This is a genomic window from Brevibacillus sp. JNUCC-41 (genome assembly GCF_014844095.1).
GTDB lineage: Bacteria > Bacillota > Bacilli > Bacillales > DSM-1321 > Peribacillus > Peribacillus aracenensis.
Map to the genome: position 1 here is coordinate 3,995,632 of NZ_CP062163.1, position 15,002 is coordinate 4,010,633.

The window sequence follows — 15,002 nt, forward strand, 5'->3', positions numbered from 1 at the left end:
AATGGCGTTTAAGCAAATGACAGCCGCTGAGGTTTCAAAGAAAGTAATTAATAAAGCGGACTTATTTATTTTGGATGTTCGAAATGAAAGTGACTTTAATGATTGGAAAATTGAAGGGCAGAACTTTAAATTCCTTAATATCCCTTACTTTGATCTACTGGATGGCGTGGAAGAAATCCTCGATCAAATCCCGGCCAATAAAGAAATCCTGGTAGTATGTGCAAAGGAAGGCTCATCTGTCATGGTAGCTGAAATGCTATCTGAAGCTGGATTGGATGTTTCTTATTTGAAGGGCGGAATGAAAGCATGGAGTGAACACTTAGAACCAGTGAAAATTGGGGATTTGAATAATGGCGGAGAAATCTATCAATTTGTACGTCTTGGTAAAGGTTGTTTATCTTACATGGTCGTTTCTAATGGTGAAGCAGCAGTTATTGATTCCACAAGAATGACAGATATCTACCTTGATTTTGCCGATAGTATTGGGGCGAAGATCACTCACGTATTGGATACACACTTACATGCAGATCATATTTCAGGTGGAAGACAAATAGCAGAAAGTTCAAATGCAACTTACTGGCTGCCACCAAAAGATGCAACAGAAGTGACCTTTGAATATCAGCCATTAGAAGGCGGAAATGTGGTTACGATTGGTCATACAGCTATCGATATTCATGCTCTATACTCACCGGGCCACACGATTGGTTCCACCTCATTTGTAGTCGATGAAAAATACTTGCTTTCAGGAGATATTCTATTCATCGATTCCATTGGTAGACCAGACTTAGCAGGATTGGCTGAGGATTGGGTAGGAGACTTGAGAGAAACACTTTATACTCGCTATAGAGAATTGTCAAACGAGTTAATTGTGCTGCCATCTCACTTTATGATCATTGAAGAATTAAATGAAGACGGAAGTGTTGCGAAGGAATTAGGAACGTTATTTGCAGAAAATCATGGTTTGAACATTGCTGACGAAACAGAATTCAGAGAGTTGGTTACAGGAAACTTACCTCCTCAGCCAAACGCGTATCAAGAAATCCGCAAAACGAATATGGGGAAAATCACCCCTGATGAGGAACAACAGCGCGAAATGGAAATTGGACCAAACCGCTGTGCGGTTCGTTGAACATAAAAAAAGATTATATACTAAGAAAACAGGAGAGATGTATGATGAATTCAGATAAAATGTTAGATGCAAAGGGACTTGCTTGTCCAATGCCGATTGTTAGAACAAAGAAGGCTATGAATGATTTACAATCCGGTCAAGTATTAGAAATACATGTGACAGATAAAGGCGCCAAAGCAGATTTAGCTGCATGGTCAAAATCTGGTGGTCATGAGCTAGTGAAAACTGCAGAAGAAAATGAAGTTCTAAAATTTTGGATTAAAAAAGGCTGATAATGATAAGGGAACCTTATAGGTTCCCTTCTTTTCGAGGAGGCAATAAAAATGGAAATTACGTTTATCATTACTATCTTTTTGATAGGATTTATTGGTTCATATATTTCAGGAATGCTAGGTATAGGCGGATCCATCATTAAATACCCAATGCTTTTGTATATACCACCACTTTTCGGTTTAGCGGCTTTTAGTGCTCATGAAGTCTCAGGAATAAGTGCCGTCCAAGTATTATTTGCATCCATAGGCGGTGTCTGGGCTTATCGTAAAGGTGGCTATCTAAATAAGACGCTCATCATCTATATGGGTGTCAGTGTACTCATAGGTAGTGTAATTGGGAGTTTTGGATCGCAATCCATGTCTGAAGACGGGATAAATATTGTGTATGGCCTACTTGCTCTTATAGCAGCTGTCATGATGTTTATACCTAAAAAAGGAATAGATGATGTTCCAATGGATCAAGTAACCTTCAACAAATGGCTCGCAGCAACTCTAGCCTTGATTGTCGGTTTGGGTTCAGGGATTGTAGGTGCTGCCGGTGGATTCTTATTAGTTCCAATTATGTTGGTTGTCTTAAAAGTCCCAACTAGGGTAACGATCGCCTCTTCCTTAGCGATTACATTCATTTCATCGATTGGCGCAACGGTAGGGAAAGTTTCAACAGGGCAAGTTGACTTCTACCCTGCCTTAATCATGGTTATAGCAAGCTTAATAGCGTCTCCTCTAGGAGCGATGGCTGGTAAAAAAATGAATACTAAAATACTTCAAGTCATCTTAGCTCTATTAATTCTAGCAACGGCTGTGAAAATTTGGATGGGTATTTTATCTTAAGATTTTTGGGGATATTGGACCCTTCCGACCTTGACAGGGAAGGGGTCGTGGATTCCAATCCCTCACAGGTCATCAACTATCAAAGGCTCAAATCCTTGATATCACAAGGGTTTGGGTCTTTTTTGTTTATAAACAGTCCACCTATCATCTATGCCTGGTTAGACCTTTAGGAATCGGGGGGCGTTCTCTTCTTACAAACAATCCAAACAAAGATGGTTGTTTTCAATGCCTATTTACAGACCCGGAGGATAGCAGTATCTTAGTCTCCAACAGGGCATCTTTTGCCGCCCTGACCAGTTCTTTGGGAAGAACCTGACAGGTTGTTAATCAGTTTTCACGCCATATGGTTCGCTTGATGCGCTACAAACGGCTATTCTAACAAGCAGATTAGCCATCAAAACATTACAAGGAGAAGAACCTGGCAATCCCTTGCTTTCATGGAAGGGAGAAGATGATGAGATGGTTTCTCAAGGAAAAGGGTCAGTAATAGATAAGAATTAAGCAGCGAGCAGATTTTGCAAACGAAATATTTGATAAGGTTCACAACTGTCCAGTTTGTGGGAATGGGTGAGACAGATGAATTTTAACATTGATACGAAGAGAGTCATTAAAATAAGCGATAAAGTAAATGCCTTATTTCGTGAATACCGGCAAATCGGAAATAAGGATATGGAAGCTGGGGCGTGTTGTTAGGTAGGTTTATTCAGTCTTCATTAGATGTTGTGGTCGACCGGGGAATAGCCCCGATGAAAAGGGATATTCGAAAGCGATATTTTTTTAAAAAACACCGGGATGACCACCAAGAAATCGTCTAAAGAAACCGATCATATAGCTGTCCTTTTTTATATTATTTATTAGCGGTAGCCTCAATACCCGTAACTGCCCTCGTATCCACTCTATACAACTACTTCAACAACGATTAAGAGAAGACCCATAGTGTTAAAAGTGTTTGGAATTCTTTTCCGGTGGCTAGGTAATGGAAATTTGTTTCTAGAACTTTGCATATAATGATGGGGGAGAAGAGTTCTTTAGATCTTTTCGGTAGTTGAAATTGGAAAACCTTTCCGGTAACATATATTAAGAATCATATAATAGGAGGTTGTCCATTGGCTTTACAAATTAAAGAAGTTACGAAAAAATTCGGGGAATTCACAGCTGTCAACCAGCTTGATTTAACTATTCCCGAGAAAGAAATGTTCGGTTTTTTAGGTGGGAACGGAGCGGGGAAAACGACAACGTTCCGAATGATACTCGGCCTGCTTGACCCGACTGAAGGGGAAGTGACCTGGGATGGTAACAAAATCGATTATAAGACCAGTTCATTGATTGGCTATCTTCCTGAGGAACGCGGACTATATCCAAAACTGAAGGTCCGTGATCAAATTGTGTATTTGGCTAGATTAAGAGGAATGAACAAAAGGGATGCTATGAAAGAATTGGAGTATTGGCTAGACCGCTTTATGGTTCCCGAGTATATTGATAAGCGAGTTGAAGAGCTTTCAAAGGGAAATCAGCAAAAAATCCAGCTAATCGCATCCATGATTCATAAACCTGAATTACTTATCCTTGACGAACCCTTCAGTGGACTGGATCCCGTGAATGTGGAAATTCTGAAGAAAGCCGTCATCGACTTAAGGGACAGCGGTACGACAATCGTTTTTTCGAGCCATCGCATGGAGCATGTTGAGGAGATGTGTGAGCATCTTTGCATCATGCATAAAGGTTCCCCTGTTGTGGCTGGAAAATTAAAAGAAATCAAGCGTTCTTTTGGTAAAAAGAATGTGTCAATTAAAGCTGATTTTGATTTATCCTTTTTGGATAATTATTCAGGTGTAACAAAAGTAAAGAACACGATGGAAGGAAAAATTCTTCAAGTCACTGGAGAAGATGTGGCCGAGAACATGATTCGTGATCTTGTTCCAAGAGGCTTCGTGCGTAAATTCGAATTGGAAGAACCATCGCTAACGGATATTTTCATTGAAAAAGTGGGTGCCGTCTATGAATAACTTTTGGATTGTCCTTTCCCATACATATCTATCAAAATTAAAAACGAAATCCTTTATCATTTCTACAATCATTATGATGGCCCTGATTCTTGTCCTTACGAATATTTCGAATCTTATTGATAAATTCGACAGTGATGATCAGGAAAAGGTTGCCGTCATCGATAATACTGAAGGTAGCTTATTTGATTCTTACAAAAAAGCGGTAGCAGGTGTGAACGATGACTTATCGATAATATCCGCCAAGGATGAAAAGGAAGCGGAGGAAATGGTCAGCGCGGATGACATCGTTGGCTATTTGTTAATCGAAAAGGATGAAACCGTAGGCTTCAAGGGAACGTATAAAGCGAATCAAATTTCAGATTCTGCGGTAAGTAATGATTTGCTTTTAGCGCTTACCCAATTGAAGGGTCAAATAACTGCGAAGGAATTGAATTTGACAGAGCAGCAAATCGCTCAATTGAATACGCCGCCAGAATTTGATACTATTGCGCTTGCGAAAAATGCAAAAACGGAAGAGGATCTCAATCAAGCACGCGGTCTCGTGTATGTGCTCCTATTCGTCATTTACTTCGGTGTATTGATGTATGCAACGATGATTGCAATGGAAGTGGCTACTGAGAAAACATCACGGGTCATGGAAATCCTGATTTCAAGTGTCCCCCCAGTCACACAGATGTTTGCCAAAATAATGGGGGTAGCCCTGCTTAGTCTTACGCAAATGATTTTATTTTTTGGAGTGGGCTATTTCTCGATTAAACAAAACTTGACTGGTATGGATGAAGGATTCTTTTCATTTTTCGGTTTCGGAAGCACCGATATCTCAACAATCATTTATGCGATTGTTTTCGCTTTGCTTGGTTATTTTCTGTACGCGACTCTTGCGGCATGTCTTGGGTCCGTTGTCAGCAAAATTGAAGATGTCCAGCAAATGATTTCACCGATGACCATGTTGGTAGTCATTGCCTTCATGATTGCGATGTTTGGATTGGGGAATCCGTCAGCGAGTTATATTACGATTACATCATTCATTCCATTTTTCACGCCAATGATCATGTTCTTGCGCGTAGGGATGCTTGAAGTTCCATTCTGGGAAATCGCCATCAGCATTGCTGTGTTGATCTTAACCATTGTTTTACTTGGAATTATCGGAGCAAAAATCTATCGTGGTGGAGTCTTGATGTACGGAAGCTCAAAATCATTGAAAAGCATCAAGAATGCCTTGCAATTATCAAAGAAAAATTAACATGAAACCTGGATCCTTCATTTCTCTTGGAGGAATTCAGGTTTTTTACTAAGATAATAATATCAATTTATCAAAAAGGAACGAAAAGCGACATAGATATAAGGGAACATAAATATATTCCATTTAGGCAACCATGATTAGGAGTGATATATTATGAGCAATCTGGTAACGTTGACGATAGCTTCAGAAGCGTTTCTCTTGCTATCTTTCATCATTATTATTTTATCAAGCAGAAGTCTGAAAATGAATGTTCTCTGGGTCATCCTGCTCATAATTGGAGGGGCACCGCTTCTATATTTAGCTATTGATCATGTGAAAAACGATTATATGGATGCAAATATCGGATTGGGCCTCGCCTTTATGTTTACCTGGATATATAGTGCAGTAGCCTTTATCATTGCCATCATTCTTTTAGTGAAGAAGAAAAGGAATAATAATATTTCAAAAGAACAGTAATATTCTCATTATCCAATCAAGTTCCGGTTTTTAATTAGTTTTTTTAGCTTTGAGGATATATGGGTTCCACATTCACGTTCTTAAGAGTGGAGTCCAACTTCTCGATCATGGTAACGACTTAAAGATATGGCGGTACCACTTAAAGAAGTATCACCAAGACAATACGAAAAGGGGTTGCCCCTAAAAGTTATTTTACTGACTTTTGGGAAGGCCCCTTTTTTGTTTTTAAATCCTCTTAAACCCGCTATTGTTCGTAACAGATTTATACTATGAAGCAAAAGGAAGAAATTATTATGAGGAGGATTTGTACCTTACTTCGAAGCTTAGAGAAGATTTCCATTTTCATTTGAGCCTTGGAAGACAAACAAAAAGAGAAATAAGTGAATAAGTACGAACCTATCAAGAAAATAGGAGCAAAATCAGATATACAAACTTGTTCCATTAGATGCTAAGTTTACTATTCTGTTTGAGGTCTCAATATCTATGATATGAATGCGGCATTGTTAAAAATCATAGTTCTTTTAAAAGGAGTTCGTTCAGTCATCAATTATTCATCCTTTACCTATATTTGAATTAATGCATGATATAGGTAATCATGATGGTTTTTATAATGGAAGTGTAAAAGCTGCCGATGAGGGAGCTTTTTTTTTCGATAAGGTCGTTCATGTAATTAATATTTATACTAAGGTTCTGACTGAATGTTAATTTTCTCACCTTTATATAATACAATTTTTTGCCTAAGTAAACTAAAATATCAAATTAGACTAAGGTTTATAGCAAAAACTTGTCTCCGTTCATAGGATAAAGAAAGGCTGAAATCAATGTTATTGGATTCAGCTTTCCCAAACGGGTTTTAAGTGTGGTTTCCCTTATTTGTCATGATAAAAAAAGGCGATGCTTACGCCCGTTTTAGGGGTAATATGAAGGGAGAGGCTAAAATTGCCAAATGTTCAATTAGTACCCTTCCAAGTAGAAGGAATAACAGAAACCACTTCGGAAGTTCCAAGAGGTATTAAAATGATTCGTGCACGCTCTATTTGGAGAGAAGGGTTTAAGGGTGAGAACATTGTAGTAGCCGTAATCGATTCAGGATGCCAATCAGATCACCCTGATTTAGTTGGTCAAATTATTGGAGGATATAATTTCACGGAAGATTATTATGGTGATCCCTTCAATTTTGCCGATAATAACGGACATGGGACTCATGTCAGCGGAACCATTGCAGCAGCAGAAAATGGTTTTGGAGTTGTAGGTGCAGCACCTAAAGCGAAGTTGCTGGTACTTAAGGTTTTAAATGGATCAGGAGAAGGAACAACAGAAAGCATTACTTCCGCTATTAATTACGCTGTCAATTGGACAGGCCCTAAAGGTGAAAAAGTACGGGTTATCTCTATGTCATTAGGGGGACCGGATGATGACCCGGTCTTACATTCGTCGATTATAAACGCCGTTCAATCTAATATAATGGTCGTGTGTGCCGCGGGTAATGAAGGTGATGGAAATGCAGGAACAAACGAGTACAGTTATCCAGCTGCATACGAGGAAGTTGTGGCAGTAGGCTCAGTTAACCTGCGTGAACGTATATCAAGATTTAGTAATTCTAATGGTGAAGTGGATTTAGTGGCACCAGGGGAGAAAATTGTATCAACCTTTCCTGGTAACCAATTTGCCGTCTTATCAGGTACATCCATGGCAGTACCACATGTGTCAGGGGCTGTTGCGCTTTTGATAAATAAATTTGAAACAAAACTTGGCCGTAAGTTAACAGAGGTAGAAGAATTTAATGAACTCTTAAATAATACAGTTTCACTGGGCAAACCAAAGACTCAAGAAGGGCATGGAATGCTGAAACTAAATCACCAGAAATTAGAAAATATTAAAAAGGTTTTAAGGGAGTTTACTTAACCTTACAGATAGAGAAAAGGTAAGTATATGATCCTAATTTTATGTATATGGGGTTAGAAACTCAAATAAAAAGAGATACAAACCAACCCTCTGAGAGTAACTAAGGGTTTTTTTTTATGTAAATTTTTTGCTTATTGAACTACAATGAAAATAAAACTCTAGATGTTACAAGTAGCTTCTACTTTATAACTTTCTATATTTCTCTGGCACTCTGGAATCGAATAAAGGAACTTCTTTTCTTATTTGCCGTACTTGCTCTAAATATAAAGTTGCCTTTAATTCACCAACTTCTTGATCAAATTCTGAACAACGTCTCCCCAGGGATCTACAATTTGTGAGGAACCTGCGAATTCCACTCCTATCTAACTGTGGGTCCGAACAATTTCACCCATTCCATTACAATAACGCACGATTAAAGATATCTTTACCGTCTAATACGGCAATCGAGCCACCTATCAAGTTTACATTAAACCTCTTACCCAGTGATTGTAAAAATTCATTTGATTGATTACCATCCACTTTGCAGATTTCTTTTAATTCTTCTAACGCATAACCCGTAGATCACATTTAAGGAAGTACTGCAACATCCAAATCATCACAGTAGTTAGCTTCTAACCGGCGTTCAATGATTTTCCTATTCTCTTCTGGATTCCCAACTTCTAAATCCATTTGAAATACTAAATATTTCATATTAGTCCTGGCTCCGCATACAGTAGCAGTTACGTATCTCACCTCATTTGCCAATTTCAGTACAGTTGGCATGATTTGATTTATGGTACCTTCAATTCTATCTCCGATGATGAAAAATCGCACATTACCGGAAGGAATGTTTGGAAGCTGTTGCTTAGCGGCATGGCTGTCTCCTTGTTAAGTGCTATGATTGTTGGATTATTTGTTTGATAACCAATAAAAAATATATTACTTTCATGTGTATTCAACTAAAAGGTGTGGAGTAAGAACATCCTTTATTTGCATCCCTAGTAGACTCATGTAGCTCATCCTTTTTTGGTTAGCTTCGCATGGGGTATTTTGTGTGTAGTTTTGTTAAACAGACTAAGGAATAGATTTGCTTAAAAAGCAAAGAATAAACAAATATTGACACAATAGCTTTTCTCTTTGCATAGGGTAGTAGGGTATGGTATATTTATTTTCAAGGAGGGATGGGAAATGGATGAAATGTTGAATGGTAGTAAAGATTCTGTAAATGAAGAAGAATGCTGTACGACTTCTTCCCACGGCCGAAAGAGTCATCACTCAGAAGCAGTAAAAAAGAATTTAACGACCCGGTTAAATCGAATTGAAGGTCAAATTCGAGGTATAAAGGGTCTTATTGAAAAAGATACGTATTGTGATGATGTGATTACCCAAATAGCAGCTACACAAAGTGCGATGAATAGTGTAGCCAAGATATTATTGGAAGGCCATCTAAGGAATTGTGTGGTCGAACGCCTGAATGAAGGGGATACAGAGGTTATAGATGAAGTGCTAGTAACGATACAAAAATTAATGAAAAAATAAAGGAGTAGATGTTGAAATGGAAAATGTAACATTGAGTGTAAGTGGAATGTCTTGTGGTCATTGTGTAAATGCAGTTGAAGGGAATGTAGGAAAACTTGCAGGTGTTGAAAGCGTAAAAGTGCATTTGGAAGCAGGAAAAGTAGATGTAGCGTTTGATAAGGAAAAAGTATCACTTGAGAAAATAAAAGAAACAATTGATGATCAAGGCTACGATGTCGAATAAGTCATGGGAGTGCTGTTAAGCACTTTTTTTTACAAAAAATATACCCCATAGCGGTATAGGGAGGCGGGGATGATATGAGCGGCCAAATAAAAGAAACAACCATGCAGATTACAGGTATGACTTGCGCTGCCTGTGCTAACCGGATTGAAAAAGGGTTAAACCGAATGGAAGGCGTTGAGGAAGCCACCGTTAATTTGGCACTTGAGAAATCGGTCATTAAATATGATACGGAAAAATTAAGTAACAAGGATTTTGAAAAGAAAATTCAAGATCTTGGCTATGATGTAGTTAAAGAGAAAAAAGAATTTACGATTACAGGCATGACTTGCGCTGCTTGCGCTAACAGAATTGAAAAAGGGTTAAATAAGCTGGATGGAGTAAGCATGGCCAATGTGAACCTTGCGCTTGATAATGCGACAGTCGAATATGATCCTTCCGAAGCCTCCCCAGTGGATATCATTAAACGGGTGGAGAAATTAGGGTATGGGGCAATCATCAAGGAAGATAACCCGGAATCAGTGGATTTCCGTCAAAAAGAAATTCAAAAACAAAAGAATACATTCATTTTTTCTGTCATATTATCATTTCCATTGTTATGGGCGATGGTAAGCCATTTTAGTTTTACTTCGTTTATTTATATGCCTGATTTCCTCATGAACCCTTGGGTGCAAATGGCATTCGCCACCCCCGTGCAATTTCTGATTGGAAAGCAGTTTTATGTTGGGGCTTATAAAGCCTTGAAAAATAAAAGTGCCAATATGGATGTATTAGTCGCAATGGGAACATCCGCTGCTTATTTTTACAGTGTTTATCAGGCGATCATCTCGATGGGATCCCATCACAATACGGCACAGCTTTATTTCGAAACTAGTTCGATTCTTATCACCCTCATTCTTTTAGGGAAGCTTTTTGAAGCAAAAGCAAAAGGGCGTTCTTCCGAAGCCATCAAAAAATTGATGGGGCTTCAGGCCAAAACGGCACTGGTGTTAAGGAACGGGGAAGAACGTGAAATACCACTTGAGGAAGTCATCGTGGGAGATACGATTTTGGTGAAGCCGGGTGAAAAGATTCCTGTCGATGGTGAAGTAGTCGAAGGGAACTCTGCCGTTGATGAATCCATGTTAACGGGTGAGAGCATTCCGGTGGATAAAACAAACGGGGATACTGTGATCGGTTCAACATTGAATAAGAATGGTTTTCTCAAAATGAAAGCGACAAAGATCGGCAGGGATACAGCTCTATCTCAAATCATAAAAGTGGTCGAAGATGCTCAAGGGTCCAAAGCTCCGATCCAACGTCTTGCTGACCAAATTTCCGGTGTCTTCGTTCCAATTGTTGTCGGAATCGCCCTTTTAACTTTTCTGGTTTGGATGATATGGGTTAACCCTGGAGAATTCACACCAGCTTTTGAGGCGATGATTGCAGTGCTAGTCATAGCTTGTCCATGTGCTTTAGGTCTGGCCACTCCCACATCCATCATGGCAGGATCAGGTCGGGCCGCTGAATTCGGTATTTTATTTAAAGGCGGAGAACACTTGGAGTCCACACACCATATAGATACAGTCATTTTGGATAAAACGGGAACAGTGACAAATGGTGCCCCTGTGCTGACCGATGTCCTCATCGAGAACGGTATGGAAGAAGAACAGTTTTTATCTCTAATCGGCGCAGCTGAAAAACAATCTGAACACCCTCTTGCGCAATCGATCGTTCAAGGAATTCAAGCAAGACAGATATCACTTGCTGCTATTGAGGAATTTGAAGCGATTCCAGGATACGGTGTGAGAGCTGTAGTGGATCAAAAAGTGTTGTACGTCGGAACGCGTAAATTGATGAAGCAAAATAACGTGGATATTACTAAGGCCCTAACAGCGATGGAAGCATTTGAAGAGCAAGGGAAGACAGCAATGCTCGCTAGCATTGAAGGTGAATATGCAGGACTCATTGCCGTTGCCGATACTATAAAAGATACCTCGCAAACGGCGATTGAAAGGTTGAAAGCAATGGATATCCAGGTCATCATGATAACCGGGGATAATCAAAGGACAGCAAATGCCATCGGCCATCAAGTGGGCATTGACCAAGTGATTGCAGAAGTCCTTCCTGAAGGGAAAGCGGAAGAAGTGAAGAAACTGCAGGCCGCCGGTAAAAAAGTGGCAATGGTGGGGGATGGGATAAATGATGCTCCCGCGCTGGCACTAGCCGATATAGGAATGGCTATAGGAACCGGGACGGACGTAGCCATGGAAGCTGCCGATATCACTTTGATCCGGGGTGATTTGAACAGTATTGCAGATGCAATCCTCATGAGCCGGAAAACGATGCGGAATATCAAACAAAACCTATTCTGGGCTTTTGCCTATAACGTGATCGGGATACCAATTGCGGCAATCGGACTGCTTGCCCCCTGGTTAGCTGGTGCTGCCATGGCTTTCAGTTCTGTATCAGTCGTATTGAATGCCCTTCGCCTTCAACGGGTAAAGCTCTAAAGATATAATGAGGGTATTTGTACTGCCTGAATATAACCATGCCACGAGCGTTTGGATTTTCATTCCAGATAAAAGCCGATGATTCCTTGGCAAGTGAATCATCGGCTTTCAATTGGAATAGCCGTGCTTTTTTTATGTTTATAGCGACTCCTAAATGATGTTCCTTCATACTTTCGGTTGCCAAACCGCTTATTTTAAACAATAAAATACATAATCGGTTGGTGCGCCACGCTCGCCTTGTTGATGGAGCATCGCTGATACATTACCGCGATGGTAGGTCCCATGATTCACTACATGATGGATGAGGTCGGCAAGTATAAACTCACATGCCCCCAATTTGGGATGTTCGGTTACAATGGTCCGTTCAAGGTCAGGCTGGGAAGCAAGAAAATCATAATAATCCTTTGCAAGTTCATCAAAGTGGGATTCTAGTTCATGTATTGAGACTCCGTCCACTTCTTTTCTCCGTTGTTCAACTTTCATAAAAGTATCTTGAACGGTGCTTCCTTTCATTATCTCCAGCCAGGTAATATCTGTTGCGTAAAGGTGAACAAGGACTTCCTTGATGGACGGAAAGACACTTTTTATCGTGTCGCTAAAGACTGTGTCAGGTAATTGTTTTAGGTTTTGGAATACTTGCTGATTAGCCCACACGTGGTAATCATACATTTTCCTTGCACGGTTCATTTCCACTTTTTCACTCCTTCAATTGTTACATATCCTTTTCGACATAATTAAAAAAATACCTCTATAAAAAATAACGGTCATTCTTTAAAGAAAAGTACTTTTTTGATAAGTGAATAAATTGGTTTTTCACCAAAAAGTACTTGTTTAAAGAAGTTTTTCATATAGGCAGACTTTTTACTGACTTCCTTCTTTAATGAATCAGTCTATTAAATATAGGCAAGCAATAAAACAAAATTTAGTACTAAAAAAGAAGTAATGGGGTAGACACTTTACTATTTTGTTACCCATTTTGAGATTAGATGAAGGGTATCAGATAATTTGTCCATGCCAATGCCTCGTTTTAAACATACCATGATAGAAGATGCCATCCTATTCCTTTTATTAAGTTGATTACCATCCATGTTGCGTTCACCACTGTTAGAACGTCTATCCACTCTTTATATAGTAGTAGAGCCAGAGAAAATGATTAAGGGTTTCCCAAGTAAGGAATCCACAGACATGAAGTAATGATAAAGGTGTTAAAAAAACAAAAATGAATGGATATGCAACCAATGGTCAATCAGGGATGGAACATAACTAGCGAATTTGTTAGAAAAATAGAACCGTCTTTCAACCATCGATGTCAAGCGGTTTTATACTCCACCTGAGGGGGCTGATTTTTGGAATCTAAGAATGTGAAAGTTCGCTTTATATGAAAATATTGATAATAATTATAATAACTCTTATCGAGAGAGGTGGATAAAAATGAAAGCAGATGCCGTTTTTGAAGGTGGGGGTGTCAGGGGAATTGCTTTTATTGGAGCGATACAAGCAATGGAAGAGGAAAAAGTAGAATGGGAGAGACTTGCTGGGACATCAGCAGGAGCATTAATCGCAGCTCTTTTGGCTAGTGGCTATAAAAGCCATGAAATTAGAGAGCGGTATAGTGAAATCAACTATTCGAAGATGCGAGGCAGGACATTACTGAATCGTATTCCCATTTTGGGCGTATTTTTGGAACTTAATGTTCATCTTGGGATTTTTAAAAATGACTATTTGGAAACATGGGTGGATTCTCTTCTTTCAGAAAAAGGGATTAAGACATTCGCGGATCTTCCAGATGGAAAGTTGAAGATAATTGCGTCTGATGTTTCGAATGGTCAGATGCTTATTTTGCCAGATGATTTGGAACGCTATGGGATGTCTCCTGCTGATTTAAAAGTTTCAACTGCCGTAATGATGAGTGCCTCCCTACCATTTTTCTTCCGTCCGGTTATTTGGAAATCAAAAGACCGGAAAAAATCCTACATTTTAGATGGTGGTTTACTTAGTAACTTCCCAATATGGATTTTCGATACAGACAATCCTCGCTTTCCAACATTCGGATTCCATTTTGTGAAAGATGAAGTTAACATAGATCCGGTTATACCAACGCCAATCCACCTTTTCAAAAATATATTTAAAACGATGCTTCAAGCCCATGATTTACGACATATGAACGAAGAAACGATTGAACGAACGATTCAAATTCCTACTGGCGGCATCAACGCAACGGACTTTGAACTGAGTGAGGAAGAAATCGACTTTCTCTATCAGTCAGGCTATACTTCTGCAAAAGAATTTTTGTCTGAGTGGGATTTTGAACAATATAAGCACAAACGGATGCAAAGAGTAAAAAATAAGTAGGAGAAACAATACGCTATCTTTCCAAATGGGTGTAAGAGGGGGACAAGGAGCTGTTACAACAGCTCTTTTTTTATTGAACTAACGATCACTAGTTTAATAGGAGGCATAGTTGCCCTGTGCTTAAATGCAATAATTTGAAATGCGAAATCATAAAAAATCAACCTGAGATATTATTTTAGAATTTTTTAAATGAATAAACGGAAATAAAGGAATAAAAATAGAAAACAACGTTGGAGATTAAGATATACCATATATGAACTTACTTACCAGATTCATGAGGTGAATAATCGAACAAATCCTTTACATTATAAATTATGAAATTCAATGAAAAGATCCTAAAAGGAGTGGAGATAGGAGTAACTCAATGTCACTGTGAGGAACGGATGATAAGCCAGACTTTCATTCCTCTGTTAAAAATGCTGTTAAAAAATATAGTTGGAGAAAATGTGCGAAGGGATGGAATCTTCACTATAATGAAAACAGTATTCCGGGGGCTTATCAGGAAGTCTTGAAACTCCATTTAACCATCCCAGCTTCCATTAAGATTTAATGATCCCAATAGAAAAGTGGCTTCAGCA

13 protein-coding genes and 1 pseudogene are annotated in these 15,002 nt (G+C 39.0%); 12 read left to right on the plus strand and 2 right to left on the minus strand.

All coding sequences use genetic code 11. From position 1 onward, the window contains the following. Nucleotide 1: 1 nt before the first annotated feature. From JNUCC41_RS19490 to JNUCC41_RS19520, 7 genes are all read left to right on the plus strand, one after another. Nucleotides 2-1,129, plus strand: coding sequence for an MBL fold metallo-hydrolase (locus tag JNUCC41_RS19490; RefSeq protein WP_192204418.1), 1,128 nt, complete (start codon nt 2-4; stop codon nt 1,127-1,129). A gap of 44 nt (nt 1,130-1,173) precedes the next feature. Then, a complete protein-coding gene (locus JNUCC41_RS19495) occupies nt 1,174-1,401 on the plus strand; it encodes a sulfurtransferase TusA family protein (RefSeq protein WP_192204419.1) in 228 nt (75 codons plus the stop codon). 51 nt (nt 1,402-1,452) lie between these two features. Continuing rightward, on the plus strand, nt 1,453-2,232 hold the full coding sequence (locus tag JNUCC41_RS19500; protein WP_192204420.1) for a sulfite exporter TauE/SafE family protein: 780 nt from the start codon (nt 1,453-1,455) through the stop codon (nt 2,230-2,232). Between the two features lie 1,106 nt (nt 2,233-3,338). After that, on the plus strand, nt 3,339-4,238 hold the full coding sequence (locus tag JNUCC41_RS19505) for an ABC transporter ATP-binding protein (protein ID WP_192204421.1): 900 nt from the start codon (nt 3,339-3,341) through the stop codon (nt 4,236-4,238). Beyond that, a complete protein-coding gene (locus JNUCC41_RS19510) occupies nt 4,231-5,481 on the plus strand; it encodes an ABC transporter permease (protein ID WP_192204422.1) in 1,251 nt (416 codons plus the stop codon). The genes JNUCC41_RS19505 and JNUCC41_RS19510 overlap by 8 nt, the downstream gene beginning before the upstream one ends. 153 nt (nt 5,482-5,634) lie before the next feature. Then, nucleotides 5,635-5,937 (plus strand): hypothetical protein, encoded by a 303-nt coding sequence (locus JNUCC41_RS19515; RefSeq protein WP_192204423.1) that lies wholly within the window; start codon nt 5,635-5,637, stop codon nt 5,935-5,937. 939 nt (nt 5,938-6,876) lie between these two features. Further along, a complete protein-coding gene (locus JNUCC41_RS19520) occupies nt 6,877-7,842 on the plus strand; it encodes a S8 family peptidase (protein WP_228467379.1) in 966 nt (321 codons plus the stop codon). A gap of 567 nt (nt 7,843-8,409) precedes the next feature. Here the strand turns inward: JNUCC41_RS19520 and JNUCC41_RS19525 are convergent. Then, nucleotides 8,410-8,604 (minus strand): hypothetical protein, encoded by a 195-nt coding sequence (locus JNUCC41_RS19525; RefSeq protein ID WP_192204424.1) that lies wholly within the window; start codon nt 8,602-8,604, stop codon nt 8,410-8,412. Here JNUCC41_RS19525 and JNUCC41_RS19530 point away from each other — a divergent pair. The 4 genes and pseudogenes from JNUCC41_RS19530 to JNUCC41_RS19545 all read left to right on the plus strand — a co-directional run. After that, a pseudogene (locus JNUCC41_RS19530) lies at nt 8,540-8,742 on the plus strand (nucleoside transporter C-terminal domain-containing protein); the annotation flags it as partial. The gene JNUCC41_RS19525 and the pseudogene JNUCC41_RS19530 overlap by 65 nt on opposite strands. 276 nt (nt 8,743-9,018) lie before the next feature. Next, entirely contained in the window at nt 9,019-9,360 is a 342-nt protein-coding gene (locus JNUCC41_RS19535; RefSeq protein ID WP_192208237.1) for a metal-sensitive transcriptional regulator, read from the plus strand. Nucleotides 9,361-9,376: 16 nt separating this feature from the next. After that, complete coding sequence (copZ, locus tag JNUCC41_RS19540) at nt 9,377-9,583, plus strand: copper chaperone CopZ (protein ID WP_192204425.1); 207 nt, start codon at nt 9,377-9,379, stop codon at nt 9,581-9,583. A 74-nt stretch (nt 9,584-9,657) separates the two neighbouring features. Then, entirely contained in the window at nt 9,658-12,072 is a 2,415-nt protein-coding gene (locus JNUCC41_RS19545; protein ID WP_192204426.1) for a heavy metal translocating P-type ATPase, read from the plus strand. A 189-nt stretch (nt 12,073-12,261) separates the two neighbouring features. Here JNUCC41_RS19545 and JNUCC41_RS19550 read toward each other — a convergent pair whose 3' ends face one another. Next, on the minus strand, nt 12,262-12,759 hold the full coding sequence (locus tag JNUCC41_RS19550; RefSeq protein ID WP_228467676.1) for a DinB family protein: 498 nt from the start codon (nt 12,757-12,759) through the stop codon (nt 12,262-12,264). A gap of 744 nt (nt 12,760-13,503) precedes the next feature. On the opposite strand from JNUCC41_RS19550, the gene JNUCC41_RS19555 reads away from it, so the two are divergent. Beyond that, entirely contained in the window at nt 13,504-14,424 is a 921-nt protein-coding gene (locus JNUCC41_RS19555; RefSeq protein WP_192204428.1) for a patatin-like phospholipase family protein, read from the plus strand. Nucleotides 14,425-15,002 lie beyond the last annotated feature (578 nt).

What these genes read in the sequence shown, in the direction of transcription:
- JNUCC41_RS19490 (WP_192204418.1), top strand. Translation starts at nt 2, where the DNA reads ATGGCGTTTAAGCAAATGACAGCCGCTGAGGTTTCAAAGAAAGTAATT.
- JNUCC41_RS19495 (WP_192204419.1), top strand. Translation starts at nt 1,174, where the DNA reads ATGAATTCAGATAAAATGTTAGATGCAAAGGGACTTGCTTGTCCAATG.
- JNUCC41_RS19500 (WP_192204420.1), top strand. Translation starts at nt 1,453, where the DNA reads ATGGAAATTACGTTTATCATTACTATCTTTTTGATAGGATTTATTGGT.
- JNUCC41_RS19510 (WP_192204422.1), top strand. Translation starts at nt 4,231, where the DNA reads ATGAATAACTTTTGGATTGTCCTTTCCCATACATATCTATCAAAATTA.
- JNUCC41_RS19515 (WP_192204423.1), top strand. Translation starts at nt 5,635, where the DNA reads ATGAGCAATCTGGTAACGTTGACGATAGCTTCAGAAGCGTTTCTCTTG.
- JNUCC41_RS19525 (WP_192204424.1), bottom strand. Translation starts at nt 8,604, where the DNA reads ATGCCAACTGTACTGAAATTGGCAAATGAGGTGAGATACGTAACTGCT.
- JNUCC41_RS19535 (WP_192208237.1), top strand. Translation starts at nt 9,019, where the DNA reads ATGTTGAATGGTAGTAAAGATTCTGTAAATGAAGAAGAATGCTGTACG.
- copZ (WP_192204425.1), top strand. Translation starts at nt 9,377, where the DNA reads ATGGAAAATGTAACATTGAGTGTAAGTGGAATGTCTTGTGGTCATTGT.
- JNUCC41_RS19545 (WP_192204426.1), top strand. Translation starts at nt 9,658, where the DNA reads ATGAGCGGCCAAATAAAAGAAACAACCATGCAGATTACAGGTATGACT.
- JNUCC41_RS19550 (WP_228467676.1), bottom strand. Translation starts at nt 12,759, where the DNA reads ATGAACCGTGCAAGGAAAATGTATGATTACCACGTGTGGGCTAATCAG.
- JNUCC41_RS19555 (WP_192204428.1), top strand. Translation starts at nt 13,504, where the DNA reads ATGAAAGCAGATGCCGTTTTTGAAGGTGGGGGTGTCAGGGGAATTGCT.